Source organism: Solibacillus sp. R5-41 (genome assembly GCF_002736105.1).
GTDB lineage: Bacteria > Bacillota > Bacilli > Bacillales_A > Planococcaceae > Solibacillus.
On the sequence record NZ_CP024123.1, the window covers coordinates 2,661,762 to 2,677,797 of the forward strand.

Below are 16,036 nucleotides of genomic sequence, written 5' to 3' on the forward strand. Positions count from 1 at the left end.
TGTAATACCTTTCTTAAACTTAACTGCCCTGTTAGTTGAAATACAACCTAGTGTCCATTTTATACAATGTGAAGAACCTTCGTTTTATTTTGAATGGTTATTTCGATTGGCGCTTCTATAAAATACGTCTGTCATCAGCAATAATATACACCCTACTAAAATTATACTGGCAATGATTGTTCCTCGCGTGTCCTCGCCCCAATTAGTCAAAATTGTATAGACTTGAAACATACTCAAGAGAATTAGTCCGACTTTTAACCGTAATGTTCTTGTTTTCATGTTTACCACCCATTTCTACCTATAATGCAGGCTTTTGATAATGAACTAACCTGCTGTTTTAGTTCAATAAGAAAAAAGAGCTGCCTATTCAAATAAATGTTCTTCAACTAAAGCACTCCCTCTGTTCAATAAGAAGTAGTAACATGTTAATATCTCTTTAATAATTTGTACTGGTGACGATTTCTGGGAATGACTATCCAATTAGTGAAAATTTCCCTTATAACGTCTCTCTTTTAAAAATTATTTGGGTAAGGGACTTAAATGCTCGTGAATTAAAAGCCAGACATCGGATTCTTTGACGAAGACATTTGTTGCCCTTCCTTTGCCGCTTACATATTTATCATTGACAAAGCCTTCATAGAAATAGGTATAAGTACAAGTTGCTGAGTTATTTGCTGTGAAAAGCCAGTGCACTTCTTGTGCTTCATAGTTTTCATTTTTAACAATTGACCATGCATTTTCAAAATATGTCTGTATTTCTTCGTGAGTTGTACAATTTCGATCTGAGAAGAAATAAACAGCATTAGGATGAAGGAATTTTTTAACTTCATCAAATTTATGAGTGTTTGTTGCCTGGATGTAATTATATAATACCTTCAATTTTATACCCTCCTATCAAATAGACCATTGAAATGATGGTCTTGTTTAACTAAGCACCCGTATGCACTACTAGGGGTCAGTGTATCATTTGTATAGAGAATCCAATAGAAACCAGAACAACATTTAAATAATACTCAAAGTTGTTCGGGTTCAGTTTTAACTATTCTATTTTTCTATTGTGATGATCATTTTTCCTTGTTCTAAAAAATAATTTCCATTGGCCATCTTACTTTTCAACTCTCCAGAAGTGACGCCTTCAGCAAAGATTCCTTTTTCTTCAAAGAACATACTATCAACCACCTTATTATCTGAACTTTCAAAAAAGCTGTATCCAATAAAAGTTGATGTTGATTTATGGATATCTTCTTTATTATATTCCGAATAAAAAATCGTATAGTTTGAATGCAATATTCCATTAAATTCTCCTTCGATTGAATATTCAGCTGTTGCTTGAGTAATGGAATGAACGGGTTCCGTTTCTGTCCACTTTAAAAGATTTAAGTCGCTTTTCAGTACCATAGTTATTTCATCTTCTTTCGTTAAAATTTGTGGAGTTAGTAACAACTCTTAAACATAATTTACCATCGCTAACCTGACAACTAATTGTCAAGTTAGGTAAAATAAATTCGAGTCATCTTTTCTATTTGAGCCATTATTTTATTTTTAAAACTCTTGGGCGAAAGAACTTCGACCTGGGATCCAAAACTAAGAATTAACTTTACAACCCACTCTTCATCAGGATAAGAAATTCTAACTAGTAAATGGTCAACGCTACTTTTATCAATGTTTGTCTCGGGAAATGAATCAAACACTTCTTGAGAACTGGTTAGAGGGAATCGTAAAATTAATTCGATTTTAACTATTTCTGATTCTAATGATTTCATCCAATTTGAAAATTCCTGATAACCGTCTAAGTGTTCGAAGGATTCGGTAAATACCGCATTACCAACGTTGAGTTCATGTATTCGGGATAAACGATAAAATTTTGGTTTCGTCTCATTTTCTGGCCAACCGAACATGTACCAACTCAAATGATAGAAGAATACTTGAATTGGTTTTACTTTTTTAGTTTCAAGCTGTTCTTTTTTTGCATAAGAAAAAGTAAGACACTTTTTATCTTTAATCGCTTGTCGAATATCGGTTACCTTAACTCCGTCTTTGTTATTTAAGAAAGAAAAATCAATTGAATTTTCTGTTTTGGACTCATTAAGTAAGGTTATTTTTGCAAGGATATTCTGTAATGGCTTGTCAGTATGTAAAGTCATCGTACTCGTTAGTGTTTCCTTGATTAGACGTAAATCTTCTTCTGTAAAGTAACTATGCGGAAAATAATAACCTTCGATTAGGCGATATCCCCCGAAATTTCCCCGTTCCGCATATATTGGGAATCCGGCAAGTGATAGAGTATCCATATCTCGATAAACTGTTCGGGTTGAGACAGCCAAATGTTTGGCAACTTCCTCAGCTGTTACTTTTTGTTTGTTCAATAAAATAAATATAATTTTTAATAAGCGCTCTATTTTCATAAGTTTCTCCTATTTTTTCTTTTATCAAGTGTTCGATACAAAGTTGATTTCGATAATTATGTTATGGCATAAATTTTCTTTATTGACATATCGCATTCAAGTTATAATTTACATATATTAACTTATTCAATACCATTCCCTAAAACCCTTCTTCTTCATCTTTTCCCCAATTTTCTTATTCAAATTGAACCGCAAACATTAAACCGATAGGGATAGTTAACCAAAGCAGAGAGTTACTCAATACAATTTTAAAATAAGAAGTATTTTTTAATTTGTTTTTAGAAACGAATCTCCACATCAATAGTGCCCCAATAGCCCATATTGGTTTTATATATTATTCCTACTAAGAAATTCTGCTTCGTTAGTTGTACAAGAAACGTTGAGAAGTAAAGCATTAATTTTCCTTTTGGAAAGTTTATGCGTTATTTTTATTAATCAAATTTTGTAGTTTATATAAGTTTCATTACTTATTGGGGTACTACCAATAGCCCATCAACTTAAGAACAATAACAAATTTAACTTTAGTTCATCAAAACTTAGGTATTCTAACGATATGGTCATACCCAACAGACTTACAAACTTCAGAATACACAAAAGGAAGCCGTAGTCTTATATATTTTTTATATTAATTGCTTATTAATAATATATTATCCACATTAATATCTGGTCTTTATAATGAAGATATCATTATTAAAGGAGGAACTAAAATGGAGTTTAATAAACTTGGCAATAGTGGATTATCAATAAGCAAGATTGCATACGGAAACTGGATAAATCATGGGGGTAAAATAGATGAAGATACTGCAATTGATTGTGTAAAAGCAGCACTAGATGTCGGTATAACAACATTCGATACCGCTGATGTTTATTCAGACACTAAAGCTGAAGAAATTCTAGGCCGTTCTTTAAAAGGTATAAGACGTGAGAGCATTGAACTATGCACAAAGGTATGCCATCCCACTGGGAATGGGCAAAACGATAAGGGATTATCACGAAAACATATTCTAGAAAATTGTAATGCATCTTTGCGTAGGTTACAGACCGACTATATTGATGTCTATTATGCACACAGATTTGATCCAACTACTCCTCTTGAAGAGACGATGTTAGCTTTCGCAGATCTTGTAAGACAAGGTAAAGTGCTTTATATCGGGGTAAGTGAGTGGACAGCAGAACAAATCACCCGTGGTGCAGCACTTTCACGGGAATTGAATATTCCGCTCATTGCTAGCCAACCCCAGTATTCAATGTTGTGGAGAGTTATCGAAAGCGATGTGATACCAACCTGTCAACGTGAGGGGCTCGGACAAGTAGTATGGTCGCCTTTAGCACAAGGTGTTCTCACTGGAAAATATCTACCCCAAAAACCAATACCAACTCAATCACGCGCTAACTCTCCTGCTGGCAAACCATTTTTTCATAAACTTGCACAACGTTGGATGAACGACAATGTTCTCACTGCTATTCAGAACCTCAAACCCATCGCACAAGAAATTGATCTGACCCTCGCTCAACTCGCAGTAGCTTGGGTATTACAAAACCAGAATGTTTCCTCAGCAATTATTGGGGCCTCAAGTCCGGAACAGGTAAGAGAGAATGCGTTAGCTTCTGGTGTCAAACTAGAGCCTGAAATAATGATGCAGATTGACAAAGTACTAGATGGTTTCGTTGAATACGATCCGAGTAAAACGGGTTAATTTTTTGCACGAGACTTAACTAGAAATATATACAAAATCTTTGTAGCCTTACCTTAATGCTAAAATTGAATTCTTCCTTTGTGATATTTTACTACCCATCCCATCCGGATGGGCTTTTATTCTTGGTGATTAAGTTGTAAAACCGAATACACCTCTCTAACAACTGTCAAGAAATGATCAACTATTGCAGATTTTCCATCTTGTCTCCATCCAACATATAAATTTACTTTTGGTGTCGTCTCTTGGATTTTTTTATAGATAACTCCAGGACGTTTATAACTTTCCACCGACGATGGAACGACAGAAACTCCCATTCCTGTTGCAACTAAATTAACAATAGTATGCATTTGAACAGCTTCTTGAACAACATTTAAATTTACACCATGATCCCTAAAGTAGCTAATGATTAAATCATAAAAATTTGAACCCAAATGACGCGGAAACAAAATAAATGGTTCACCAATTAACAATTGGAGTGGAATTTCAGACAGTGATGCGAATGGGTGATCTTGATGTAAAACCAATCTTAAAGTTTCCTCCGAACAAACTTCAGAAGATAGTATCTCGTTGTTCTGCTTAGAACGAATAAATCCAATGTGAATTTGTTTCTCATAGAGTGCCTTTAGTTGCTGCTCCGTTGTCATTTCTCGTAATATAAGATGGATTTTAGGAAAGCGTTCTCGAAATTTATTAAGAACTTCTATAACGACTTCTGTGGAATCGACAAAACCAATTATTAAGTTCCCTATTTTTCCTTCAGCTGCAAGTTGTGTTTCTTCTATCGTTCTTTCTAATTGAAACAGTGTTTGTTGCGATCCTTCTAAAAATATCTTCCCAGCATCCGTAAGTTCAACCATTCTTTTTGTTCGATGAAAAAGTTGAACTCCCAATTCTTCTTCTAATTTACGGATTTCTTGGCTTAGAGGAGGTTGTGCCATCCTAAGACGTTCTGCTGCACGACTAAAATTCAATTCTTCTGCCACCATTATGAAATATCGAATTTTCCTAATATCTATTTTCATGCACCCCTTCTAAAAATCCAGTACGTGATTACACAAACCCACTATAACATAATATGCCAATTTTATAATCAAGAAAAAAAGGCTCTACTCCTTATTGTAGTAAAGCCCCCGTTTATTAGAATTAAATTCTTCTATATTTGAAGAAGGGAAAGTTTATGTTCAATTCTTATCCTGAAATGGTTCATTATTCGAATAGCCGCCTTTGGATTCGGCAGCTGGATCTTAAACTCTTGCACTTTTTAGTTGAATAAGAAGACAATTGTATGAAAACAACCATGGTTAATTATTTTTAATTAGTATGTTTCCTATCTCAATTTGTTTAGTTGATTTTTCTTCATTCTCACAGTCCAATAATACTTCAACTGAATGTTTTTTGGATTCCACAAAAGAAATAATTTGTCTACCAAGAGAAACAGTGATTGTACTATCTTTTATTATATAATCTTGAAAAAGTACTTTTATTATATTTTTGTCTTTATCTGTCAATGTGCCATATATCTTTACTTCTAATATGCCATTAATATTCTTTTCTCTACTATTCGGTACCATATATTTTTGCATAAATGCTTTACTTTTTTCATCATTAAGCTGTTGTAAGAAAAATTGAAAAGGCATTCCTTCAAATTTAGGTAAATATGAATTTTTCCATGGCATTGTCTTATTTAGTAGTTTAAAGAACCATTTGAATTTTAAAGGTTCTGGCGTGGATACTTGAATGTTCTGTCTAATAAGCTTCTGATAGGTTGCTTCAATATCATCTACTTCTAGTGCAAAACCAATAAGTCCCCTATGCCCACTATGATAGTCCTCAGTCCAACTTTCTATCCAACCCCCACCATCTTTTGATTTGATTTTAATCAATTCAAAGTATTCATTCCCAATCCAAATGTTCGATACTTTAAATCCTTTTGTACCCTTTCCCCATTTCGGTTCATATGGAAGACCTAAAGAGTGAACTTTCTTAATAAAACTTTCATCTTCTTGTACAAAACTATCAACATTTACAACTAAATGGTCAACCTTCAAATAATGCCCCTCCATTATGTGTTTAGATTTTACGTCATTAATCTGCCCTTTATTTGAATACGTTCGAACCAAATAAAAGTTCCAAATTTAAATAAATTTGCCAGTTCATGTTAACAGAAATCCATTTCTTCTTATTGAACTAATTTGCCCCGTTAGTTGAATAAGAGAGTTAAAATTAATTTTAACAATTTAGTGGAAAGGTTTTCAAATATGGTTATGGTTATGCTTTTTATTTAACAATAGGAACTTTACCTAATGAAAAAGCAACATTATCTCCTCTCGAGATTGTTGCTTTTTCACATTTCATCCTAAACTTATTCATTTAATTTCCCTATGCTTAATTGCTGACCCAGTGATTCCTATTTGTTCCACTTTATCTGTATCTACTTGATAATAATAGATTGCTTTTGGCTCATCCGAAAATATCACCTCTACCTCATACCCTGATGCAGAGTCATCCGAAGTTTTTGCCTTCTTTTTAGATTCAATCTTTTGTATTTCATTTTCAGAATAGGCCTTTTCTTGCACCAAAAATCCCTTGACCTGTTCTTCCGTAGAACGAATTATCACAGGATCATACTCCGGTTCAGAAGAGTTTAAGACATTTATCATACTAAACATTATTCCAAATATAATAGCAATTGCTGCAAAGGCCAGCATCAATCCTTTTTTCATTCCTATCTCTCTCCTTGTCCAAAATATCCATACATAAACGATTATAATAACATCGAATCAACTATCAAATATTTCAAAATCTACATTTCAACATTACAAATCTAGGAATAGTATTGTACTAGTTTGAGTATTATGAGAGTGAAGTAGATTAAAGAGCAAAATGTAGAAGTTCATCTTCCATTGCTATTTTTAAGGAATTTCAACTTGATCCACACATCATCACACACTGAAAGGGGAATCGAATGGTCGCATATCATAAACAAACAACAGATGAAGTCATGAAGAAATTGAACGTGTCCAATCAAGGTTTGTATAATTATGACGTCCTCAAAAGGCAAGAAGTAAACGGTTATAATCAATTGATTGAAGGAAAAAGGACAAGTACGCTGGCCGTTTTCTTTGGACAGTTTAAAGATTTATTAGTCATTATTTTAATGGTTGCCGCTGTTATTTCATTTCTATTAGGTGAAGTAGAAAGTACGATTGTTATACTCGTAGTCATTATTTTAAATGCCATCCTTGGCACAGTGCAGCATGTGAAGGCAGAACAGTCATTGGACAAGCTAAAGGCGTTGGCCTCCTCCGTCGCTAAAGTGATGCGAAACAAACAAATTATCGAAATTCCTTCAAAAGATATCGTAGTTGGAGATTTGCTTTATTTGGATGCTGGTGATTACATCAACGCAGATGGTCGATTATTAGCAAGCTATAATTTGCACGTTAATGAAAGTTCCTTAACAGGTGAATCATTAGCAGTCGCGAAAAATACGGATCCGATCAGGAAAGACCGCATCACAACTGGGGATAAAAAAAATATGGTATTCACGGGCGGCTTCGTTACAAATGGGCGCGGCATAGTTATTGTGACCGCGATTGGCATGGATACGGAAATCGGCAAAATAGCCAATTTAATGGATACAGCGAAGGAAAAGAAAACCCCTCTTCAAGTAAGTCTCGATCAGTTTGGGGAAAAATTAGCTTTAGGCATTACGCTCATCTGTTTAGGCATTTTCCTCATTGACCTATTTCGAGGACGTGCATTAGGAGATTCGTTCATGTTTGCCGTTTCACTTGCGGTAGCAGCCATTCCAGAAGCATTAAGTTCAATTGTTACGATTGTGTTAGCCTTTGGTACTCAAAAAATGGCGAAGGAAAATGCCATTATCCGTAAACTCTATGCGGTTGAAAGTTTGGGCAGTGTATCGGTTATTTGTTCCGACAAAACAGGCACATTAACGGAAAATAAAATGATTGCGCTACAAGTATATGTTGATCAAAGAGTCGTTCCATATGATCAACTACATACAGAAAATAAGGTGGAAAAAAATCTACTTTTAAAAGCCGTTTTATGTAATGATGCGTTGGAAAGAGATGAAAAAGAAATTGGTGATCCGACTGAAATTGCTCTTGTGAAATTAGGCAAGCACTACGGTTTCGATGAATTACGTGTCAGAAATCGCTACCCAAGAATAGCCGAAATACCTTTTAATTCAGATAGGAAGCTCATGAGTACCGTAAATCACTTTGAACAGAAAAATATCCTCATTACAAAAGGTGCTTTAGATGTTCTACTCAATCGAATTGTGAAAATCGAGACGTCAAACGGTACACTTCCAATGACAGATGAACAGCGTAAAAAAATCGAAGCCATCAATCGCGGCTTTTCAATGAATGGGCTCCGAGTGCTCGCGATTGCATACAAAGAAGTGAGAGCCAATCAAATAATCGACGAAAGAATCGAACAGGATTTAATTTTCGTCGGATTAATTGCGATGATGGACCCTCCGAGAAAAGAGACGAAAGAAGCGGTTGAAAGCTGTATCAATGCTGGGATAAAGCCTGTCATGATTACAGGTGATCATAAATTAACCGCGACTGCGATTGCAAAAGAAATTGGGCTATTAAATGATCCTTCAGAAGCCATTGAAGGACATGATATTGAAGGGTTAACTGATGAACAACTACAAGAGTTGGTTGAAAATATTTCTGTCTATGCCCGCGTAACACCGGAGCAAAAAATCCGTATTGTAAAAGCTTGGCAAGAAAAAGGAAATGTCGTGGCGATGACGGGTGATGGTGTCAATGATGGCCCTGCCTTAAAGCAAGCGAATATCGGTGTAGCCATGGGTATGACCGGTACCGAGGTAGCAAAAGATGCATCTGCCATGATTTTAACCGATGATAATTTTTCAACGATTGTCAAAGCGATTTCGAACGGCAGAAGTCTTTATACGAATATTAAAAACGCGATTTTATTCTTACTATCCGGGAATGCGGGTGCGATTTTTGTTGTGTTATATGCAACGATACTAGGTTTATCCGTTCCCTTTGCACCCGTTCATCTGCTATTTATTAACCTACTTACGGATAGCTTGCCTGCCATTGCAATCGGTTTAGAGCCGCATAATAAAAATGCGATGAAGGACAAGCCAAGAAATATTCACACACCATTATTAAATAAAGCATTTACGACACAAGTCATTCTCGAGGGGCTACTAATTGCGATTGCAACCATTATTGCTTTCGAAGTGGGCTTAGCAACGGGCGATACCCTAACAGCAAGTACAATGGCCTTTGCAACCTTATGCTTGTCACGACTTGTCCATGGCTTCAACTCTCGGTCGAAAGAATCTATTTTCACAATTGGGCTATTCTCGAATATTTATACGTGGGTTGCATTTTTACTCGGTGTATTAAGTTTACATGTCGTATTATTTATTCCATCGCTTACCGGTGTGTTTGAAGTCGCTACATTAAATTCAGCACAATTAAGTCTGATTTATTGCTTGTCTGTCATGCCATTTTTCGTTAATCAATGGTATAAGCTGCTGTTCGTTCGGAGTAAATAATCGCAGAATGAAACAAACACCATTTTGAGCAATCATTATACAAATAACGAAAAAAATAATAAGTGCCAGGCCCATGAAAATTCTTGGGCCTGGCACTTTTTTACTGCATATACCGTTCAACGAGCTGCTGTAATGTAGCCTCACTCAAAGGTCCGACAATCCGGTGTAACTCCTGTCCTTCCGCATTCAAAATAACCGTTGTCGGAATGGAAATAATACCAAATCCTTTCCCAGCTTGATCATCCTCATCCACTAAAATCGGATACGTTACGTTATATTTCGTCAAGAAATTTTGTAACGCTTGCTCCCCATCATCTCGAGCGGCTAAATTAACGCCCACGAGCTCGACTGTTTCTGGAAGATTCTCTTGAAATGCTTGTAAATGCGGCATTTCCGCCTTACACGGTGGACACCACGTCGCGAAGAAATTGACAATTGTCAGTTGTTTTTGTGGATTGTGTAATGTTCGACTATCCCCTGCTGTTGCCGTTAACTCAATTCTCTTCATTGCAGTGGTTGCTTCAATGTTTTGCTGCGGTGAATACAGCGTCATGCCCATTAAAAACGCAATCACTGCAATCGCGAAAGTTTGCTGCAGCTGCTTAGTGCGACCAAGTACAACGACCAAAATGAGGAACGCAATAAAAATCGCCGGCCAAATCTCCTGAAGCGGATACTGGATAAATACGAGCAGGCTCACAAAAAACGTGGCAACATGGCTATTTTTGAAAATAACAATGAGTGCAATGACCGCCAAAATAACGACTAGCCAATTTTGCTGCAACAATCCAAAAATGACGTGGTAGCTTGCGATAAAAAGGATAAACCCTTGCCATAATGCATCTAATTGAAGCGTATGTCGTTTGCGGATAAGCTGAAGCACCGCAATGAAAATAGCTAAATAATGCCCTTTCATCCCCCCATCAAAATAAAGGACGGATAACGGCGCTTTGACAAAGGCATCAAAGTAAAAAACGACATAGCTAAGCTTCCAAATGACGACGTATAAAAAAAGGTACGCATCCAATTGCGTATCTTTGTTCTTTTTGGTCATCCATTCTGAAATAAAGACGGCGCCCAAAAATGCGAGCCAACTATACGGAACATTGATAGAGCCAATCGATAAATAATCCATATGCATCCTTTCTTCAATCCAAGTAGAATTGAGTCCTTATTGTAAAAAAGGGCAAGCTTATTTTTGCTTGCCCCTTCTCATTTATTTAAAATTATACGTTGTCACGATTGGCTAACCAGGTATTTCCTATCCCAAACTCAGTAAACTTCACAAATAGACCTCCCTAGTAACTATAAAACTGCATTATTTTAGATCATTTCCAGAGTGTCGTTTGGAACTATTGAAAACTTCAAGTATTTTCTAAAATATAAGAATTCCAACTTCTTTTGCTATCTAAATCTAGAATATTTGCAAATTGATAAGCATTGTAATCTGTTGTATCGATTTCGAATTCAACAGTCTTTACACCATTATGAGCTAATTGGATAAGCTGTTTTTTTAAAATGCTTGTTAGATTGAAATTATTTCTTTTACCTACCCATCCAATTTCATAATGATCTTGATTAATTGGATGTACAAAAATATATGCACTTACACGACCGTTATCAATCGCGATGTAACTTAAGTCTAAATCTATTTCATCTTCCATCAAGTTATCTTTCCAAGTTTGCCACCCTACTTCTTTTGCAGGATTATGCAAATGTGTTTGCTCATAGTTATGTTTTAAAAGTTGAAATAAATCCTTTTCTAAAAGCGGATTATTTAGAATTTGTTGCAACGAGAGGAAAGCAGGAATAGAATCTGTTGTTTGGAGTTTCTGAACTAGAAAGTCTACATCGTAGCGTTCCATAAAAGTTTTTCGGAAAAGTTTGAAATTAAATTGGTGAATGAGCAGTATTTTATCCTTTTCATCTTCCCAACATGAAAAGATTACTTTAGTGTGTGGTGAATTGTTGTGAAGCAATTTTTCCATCAAGTTGTTACCAGCAATATCTGAGATGACGTGGATATATTTGGCTGTAGGATGATTCGAATTTGTCCAACTTATCCCAATGCCTCCAACGATATCATTGCAAACTTCAACAAATAATTCCTTATATTTTTTTGCTTGGATGCGCCACTCAAATTCAGTTATCCCTTCTTTTAGGGCTAGATGTATTTCATAATCGTCTAATTTGTCAATTCCAATTATTTTACGTTCGTTTTTCATTATTCTCCCCCTCTATAAAAATGCATTATTATATCTACCAAACTACTCCTATCACAAAAAGAGCAGAAACATCATAAGTCAACGTTTCTGCCCTTCACTAGTATACAATTTTGCTAAGAAGATAAAATTATAGTGGAATATTTCCGTGTTTTTTGTACGGACGGTCTTCTTGTTTTGTTGATAGCATATCTAATGCTTGAATTAATTTAATACGAGTTTCGCGTGGATCAATAACATCATCTACCATACCGCGTGAAGCTGCTACGTATGGGTTTGCGAACTTCTCTTTGTATTCTTCAATTTTCGCTGCACGTGTTGCTTCTGGATCCGCAGATTTTGCGATTTCACCTGCATGGATAATGTTTGCTGCACCTGCTGCGCCCATTACTGCGATTTCAGCGTTTGGCCAAGCAAATACTAAGTCAGCACCAATTGATTTTGAGTTTAATGCTACATATGCACCACCGTAAGCTTTACGAAGAATAACCGTAATTTTAGGTACAGTTGCTTCTGAATATGCATAAAGGATTTTCGCACCGTGGCGGATAATACCACCATGTTCTTGTTTAACACCTGGGAAGAAACCAGATACGTCTTCAAATGTAATAACAGGAACGTTGAATGCGTCACAAGTACGTACGAAACGCGCTAATTTGTCAGATGAATCGATATCTAAACCACCTGCTAGGAATTTTGGTTGGTTACATACTAAACCAACTGATTCACCCGCGATACGAGCGAAACCAACAACGATGTTTTTCGCGAATTCTTTTTGCACTTCCATAAATGTACCTTCGTCGACAACTTGCTCTACCACTTTACGTACATCATATGATTTCGTTTGGTCAATTGGTACAACGTCTACAAGCTCAGATCGGTAGTTATCACCTTCTGGAGCAGCTTGTTTTGGTGCTTTCTCTTTATTGTTTTGTGGTAAATAAGAAAGTAATTGCTGAATTTGAGCAATCGCTGCATCTTCATCTTCTGCGCGGAAGTGTGCGTTACCTGATACTGCATTGTGTACTTTTGAACCACCTAAACCTTCAGCTGAAATTTTCTCACCAGTTACTGTTTCGATAACTTTAGGACCTGTAATGAACATTTGTGACGTTTTATCAACCATTAAAATAAAGTCTGTGATCGCTGGAGAATAAACCGCACCACCCGCACATGGTCCCATGATTACTGAAATTTGTGGAATTACACCAGAATAAATCGAGTTACGGTAGAAAATATGACCGTAACCATCTAGTGATAATACGCCTTCTTGAATACGCGCACCGCCTGAATCATTAATGCCGATAAAGGGTGTACCGTTTTTCGCGGCTAAATCCATTACTGTTGCGATTTTTTTCGCATGCATTTCACCAAGTGCTCCCCCAAATACAGTGAAATCTTGTGCAAATAAGTACACGTTACGGCCGTTAATTTTACCGAAGCCTGTCACAACTCCATCGCCAGGTCCTTCTAATTTTTCCATGCCGAAGTCTACTGTACGGTGTGTAATGAATGGGTTAATTTCAACAAATGTGCCTTCATCTAAAAGCAATGTAATACGTTCACGAGCAGTCTTTTTGCCTTTTTCGTGTTGCTTTTCAATGCGGGCATCACCGCCACCTAATTCAATTAATTGTTTACGGTCGTAAAGGTCGTTAATTTTATCGAACATATCTAGTGTAATTGTCATTATTTGTTATCCCCTTTTCCACTTTTATCACATAATTCGTAAAGCACACCGTAAGAATCTTTCGGATGTAAAAACGCTACTTCAGCTCCACCAGCACCTGGTCCTGGCTCGTCCGAAAGTAATCGAACGCCTTTTTCACGAAGTTCCGCCATGCGCTCGCGGATACCTGTAACGCCAAATGCAACATGGTGAATTCCTTCGCCGCGTTTTTCTAAAAAGCCATGAATCGCACTTTTTTCGCTCATTGGCTCTAGCAATTCGATTTTCACATTGCCAGCATCAATGAAAGCCACTTTTACTTGTTGTGATTCTACTTCTTCTACTTTTAATAATTTTAAACCTAATGTATTTGTGTAATATGTAATCCGTTCGTCAATATTACGAACAGCTATACCAATATGATCAACTTTTTCCACGCTTTATACTCTCCTTTAAATGTCCAATATTTTGCAAGACTGCGATTATGCAGTGCCGATGCCACGTGTCAGCTTCTTGTAATCTATTTAAATGTTCTGATCCATTTTAAGATTTCGAAAATTATTAATGCGCCGGGGGACTTTGGCAAAAAAAGAATTTGGTCACACTGGCATTGCCACATAATGCGGCGCTTAGCCAGTGTTCCCCCGATTCAGCTGGGATTTGAAAGCCCACTGAATAAAATTGCATATTTGGAATTCATCCCCTACTAAAAAAATGAAGGATTTCTAGTGAAACAAGATAAATATACTTGAGAATTCCTAGAGATTTGTTACACTATTACTAGTTAATACGAAGGAGCGAAAAATATGAGTAACAAAAAATTTCAAAAAATAGTCGTTTATTCAATGGTTATCATTATGTTAATTTCAACAGTTGCAATGGGCGTTGCCGCAATTATGTAATGGATGTTTTATACATCCATTTTTTTATTTCCTTACTTTAAATGACTGCTTAATGACTAAATACTCATCCATTTCCTCAATAAATTGATACATCGCGGCCATTGCTAAGAAGGTTTCATGATCTTGCGGCAAGGGCATTTTCGCAAACTCCACTTTCACAATTTCTAATTTCTCTCGATAATGACTTGCCGTATTGCCCGAGTGAACATTTTCACTTAACTCTTCTAAAAAGGCAGCGATTAACGGAGCTTGAACTGTCATGACTGGGAGCGCTGTAATTTTAGGTAGCACACGCTCAATAATCTCGAGCTGTTTTTCTCGCATGTCAAAGTAAACATAATAAAAGTTTTCCTTCCGCGTTAAATGGTTTTCGACGTCTTTAAACGCCAACGCTTTTGCCGCATTTAACACGTTTGCTGCTTCAATAAGCTCCTTACCATCCCACATCGTATCACCGTTTCGTAAATAGCCCGCGATCTCAGATAGTATTTTTTTATAAATCTTTTCAATTTTCAGACGATGAAAATTAAGTTCTGGTTCGATATCAGGCATATACATATTGACAATGAGCCCCATTCCAAACCCAATAGCCATTAGAGAAAGTTCATTGACAAGTAAATCCACAGTAAAATTCGCTGTTGAAAAAAGATGCATTAAAATAACCGCACTCGATACAAACCCTTCTGCCACACGAAACGACACAATTGTAGGGATAAATAAAAGCAAGACAACGCCTAATACTGCCGGTGAATAACCGAATGTTTCAAAAAATACGAACGCATAAAGCATGCCTGTAAAACTCGCAATAATCCGTGTGTACACAGCGCGAACGGACTTTTTCTTCGTCGGCTGAACACATAGAATTGTTAAAATACCCGCAGCTGTAAAAAATTGCAAATCTAAATACTGGGCGATTGCGATCGCAACAGCAGCACCGAACGCCGTTTTTAGTGTACGATAGCCGATTGAAAATCTTTTCATATCGGAGCCTATTCCCCCATTTTTAATAAGATCTCCCCTTGTACGGATTTGTACAAGGAGAGTATCTTTGAAATTTGCAAAAGTATATTTAGTAATAAAAAAGAATTACAGCTCTTCGCAATATTCTTCAAAGTTTCCTTGCAAGTTTGTTACCACAGACATTGGGTCATGTCCTTCGATTTCATAACGGCCTACTTCAGCAACTACTTGTCCATCTTTTAATAACACAAATGATGGTGATGAAGGTATGTGATCTTCACCAAATAGGTAGCGCGCTGCATTCGTTGCTTCCTTGTCTTGACCAGCGAACACTGTTACAAGATGGTCAGGACGTTTATCATAATGAACCGAATGCGTTGCTGCCGGACGAGCAATACCTCCAGCACATCCACATACTGAGTTGACCATTACTAAAGTAGTACCTTTGCGAGCAAACGCATTTTCTACTTCTTCTGGTGTACGCAGCTGCTCGTAGCCTGCTGCTTCCATTTCAGCACGTGCTGTCGTTGTAATTTGTTGCATAAATAAATCATAATCCATATTCATAAGCGATTAGCCCCTTTCAAAGTACTCTTTAATCATAGCAGT

The 16,036-nt window shown here is 36.5% G+C and carries 15 protein-coding genes; 3 read left to right on the forward strand and 12 right to left on the reverse strand.

Annotated elements, in window-relative coordinates:
* Window positions 1-519 precede the first annotated feature (519 nt).
* The 3 genes from CSE16_RS13140 to CSE16_RS13150 all read right to left on the reverse strand — a co-directional run bounded on the left by CSE16_RS13140 (window position 520) and on the right by CSE16_RS13150 (window position 2,405).
* The gene (locus tag CSE16_RS13140; protein WP_099424316.1) at window positions 520-879 is read right to left on the reverse strand and encodes a YybH family protein; all 360 of its coding nucleotides are present in this window, start codon (window positions 877-879) and stop codon (window positions 520-522) included.
* A 165-nt stretch (window positions 880-1,044) separates the two neighbouring features.
* Complete coding sequence (locus CSE16_RS13145; protein ID WP_099424317.1) at window positions 1,045-1,398, reverse strand: hypothetical protein; 354 nt, start codon at window positions 1,396-1,398, stop codon at window positions 1,045-1,047.
* A 92-nt stretch (window positions 1,399-1,490) separates the two neighbouring features.
* Window positions 1,491-2,405, reverse strand: a complete 915-nt coding sequence (locus tag CSE16_RS13150; protein WP_099424318.1) for a helix-turn-helix transcriptional regulator — start codon at window positions 2,403-2,405, stop codon at window positions 1,491-1,493.
* 707 nt (window positions 2,406-3,112) lie between these two features.
* On the opposite strand from CSE16_RS13150, the gene CSE16_RS13155 reads away from it, so the two are divergent.
* Window positions 3,113-4,102, forward strand: coding sequence for an aldo/keto reductase family protein (locus CSE16_RS13155; protein ID WP_099424319.1), 990 nt, complete (start codon window positions 3,113-3,115; stop codon window positions 4,100-4,102).
* A gap of 116 nt (window positions 4,103-4,218) precedes the next feature.
* On the opposite strand, the gene CSE16_RS13160 is transcribed toward CSE16_RS13155, so the two are convergent.
* The 3 genes from CSE16_RS13160 to CSE16_RS13170 form a co-directional block, all read right to left on the reverse strand.
* The gene (locus tag CSE16_RS13160) at window positions 4,219-5,118 is read right to left on the reverse strand and encodes a LysR substrate-binding domain-containing protein (RefSeq protein WP_305849727.1); all 900 of its coding nucleotides are present in this window, start codon (window positions 5,116-5,118) and stop codon (window positions 4,219-4,221) included.
* 285 nt (window positions 5,119-5,403) lie between these two features.
* Complete coding sequence (locus CSE16_RS13165; RefSeq protein WP_099424321.1) at window positions 5,404-6,150, reverse strand: VOC family protein; 747 nt, start codon at window positions 6,148-6,150, stop codon at window positions 5,404-5,406.
* Window positions 6,151-6,468: 318 nt separating this feature from the next.
* Window positions 6,469-6,825 carry a DUF3139 domain-containing protein gene (locus tag CSE16_RS13170; protein ID WP_099424322.1) on the reverse strand — a complete coding sequence of 119 codons (357 nt, stop codon included), beginning with the start codon at window positions 6,823-6,825 and terminating at the stop codon, window positions 6,469-6,471.
* Between the two features lie 242 nt (window positions 6,826-7,067).
* On the opposite strand from CSE16_RS13170, the gene CSE16_RS13175 reads away from it, so the two are divergent.
* The gene (locus tag CSE16_RS13175; protein WP_099424323.1) at window positions 7,068-9,674 is read left to right on the forward strand and encodes a cation-translocating P-type ATPase; all 2,607 of its coding nucleotides are present in this window, start codon (window positions 7,068-7,070) and stop codon (window positions 9,672-9,674) included.
* A gap of 100 nt (window positions 9,675-9,774) precedes the next feature.
* On the opposite strand, the gene CSE16_RS13180 is transcribed toward CSE16_RS13175, so the two are convergent.
* The 4 genes from CSE16_RS13180 to mce all read right to left on the reverse strand — a co-directional run bounded on the left by CSE16_RS13180 (window position 9,775) and on the right by mce (window position 14,002).
* Window positions 9,775-10,809, reverse strand: a complete 1,035-nt coding sequence (locus CSE16_RS13180) for a TlpA disulfide reductase family protein (RefSeq protein ID WP_157764820.1) — start codon at window positions 10,807-10,809, stop codon at window positions 9,775-9,777.
* Between the two features lie 229 nt (window positions 10,810-11,038).
* Entirely contained in the window at window positions 11,039-11,899 is an 861-nt protein-coding gene (locus CSE16_RS13185; RefSeq protein WP_099424325.1) for a hypothetical protein, read from the reverse strand.
* Window positions 11,900-12,026: 127 nt separating this feature from the next.
* The gene (locus tag CSE16_RS13190) at window positions 12,027-13,586 is read right to left on the reverse strand and encodes an acyl-CoA carboxylase subunit beta (RefSeq protein ID WP_099424326.1); all 1,560 of its coding nucleotides are present in this window, start codon (window positions 13,584-13,586) and stop codon (window positions 12,027-12,029) included.
* The gene (mce, locus tag CSE16_RS13195; protein WP_099424327.1) at window positions 13,586-14,002 is read right to left on the reverse strand and encodes a methylmalonyl-CoA epimerase; all 417 of its coding nucleotides are present in this window, start codon (window positions 14,000-14,002) and stop codon (window positions 13,586-13,588) included. Before mce ends, CSE16_RS13190 begins: the two co-directional genes overlap by 1 nt.
* Before the next feature lie 369 nt (window positions 14,003-14,371).
* Here mce and prli42 point away from each other — a divergent pair, with 369 nt between their 5' ends.
* Complete coding sequence (gene prli42 / locus CSE16_RS21430; protein WP_157764822.1) at window positions 14,372-14,467, forward strand: stressosome-associated protein Prli42; 96 nt, start codon at window positions 14,372-14,374, stop codon at window positions 14,465-14,467.
* 24 nt (window positions 14,468-14,491) lie between these two features.
* Here the strand turns inward: prli42 and CSE16_RS13200 are convergent, their stop codons facing one another.
* Window positions 14,492-15,448 (reverse strand): aromatic acid exporter family protein, encoded by a 957-nt coding sequence (locus CSE16_RS13200; RefSeq protein WP_099424328.1) that lies wholly within the window; start codon window positions 15,446-15,448, stop codon window positions 14,492-14,494.
* 105 nt (window positions 15,449-15,553) lie between these two features.
* Window positions 15,554-15,994, reverse strand: coding sequence for a BrxA/BrxB family bacilliredoxin (locus tag CSE16_RS13205; protein ID WP_099424329.1), 441 nt, complete (start codon window positions 15,992-15,994; stop codon window positions 15,554-15,556).
* Window positions 15,995-16,036: the final 42 nt, after the last annotated feature.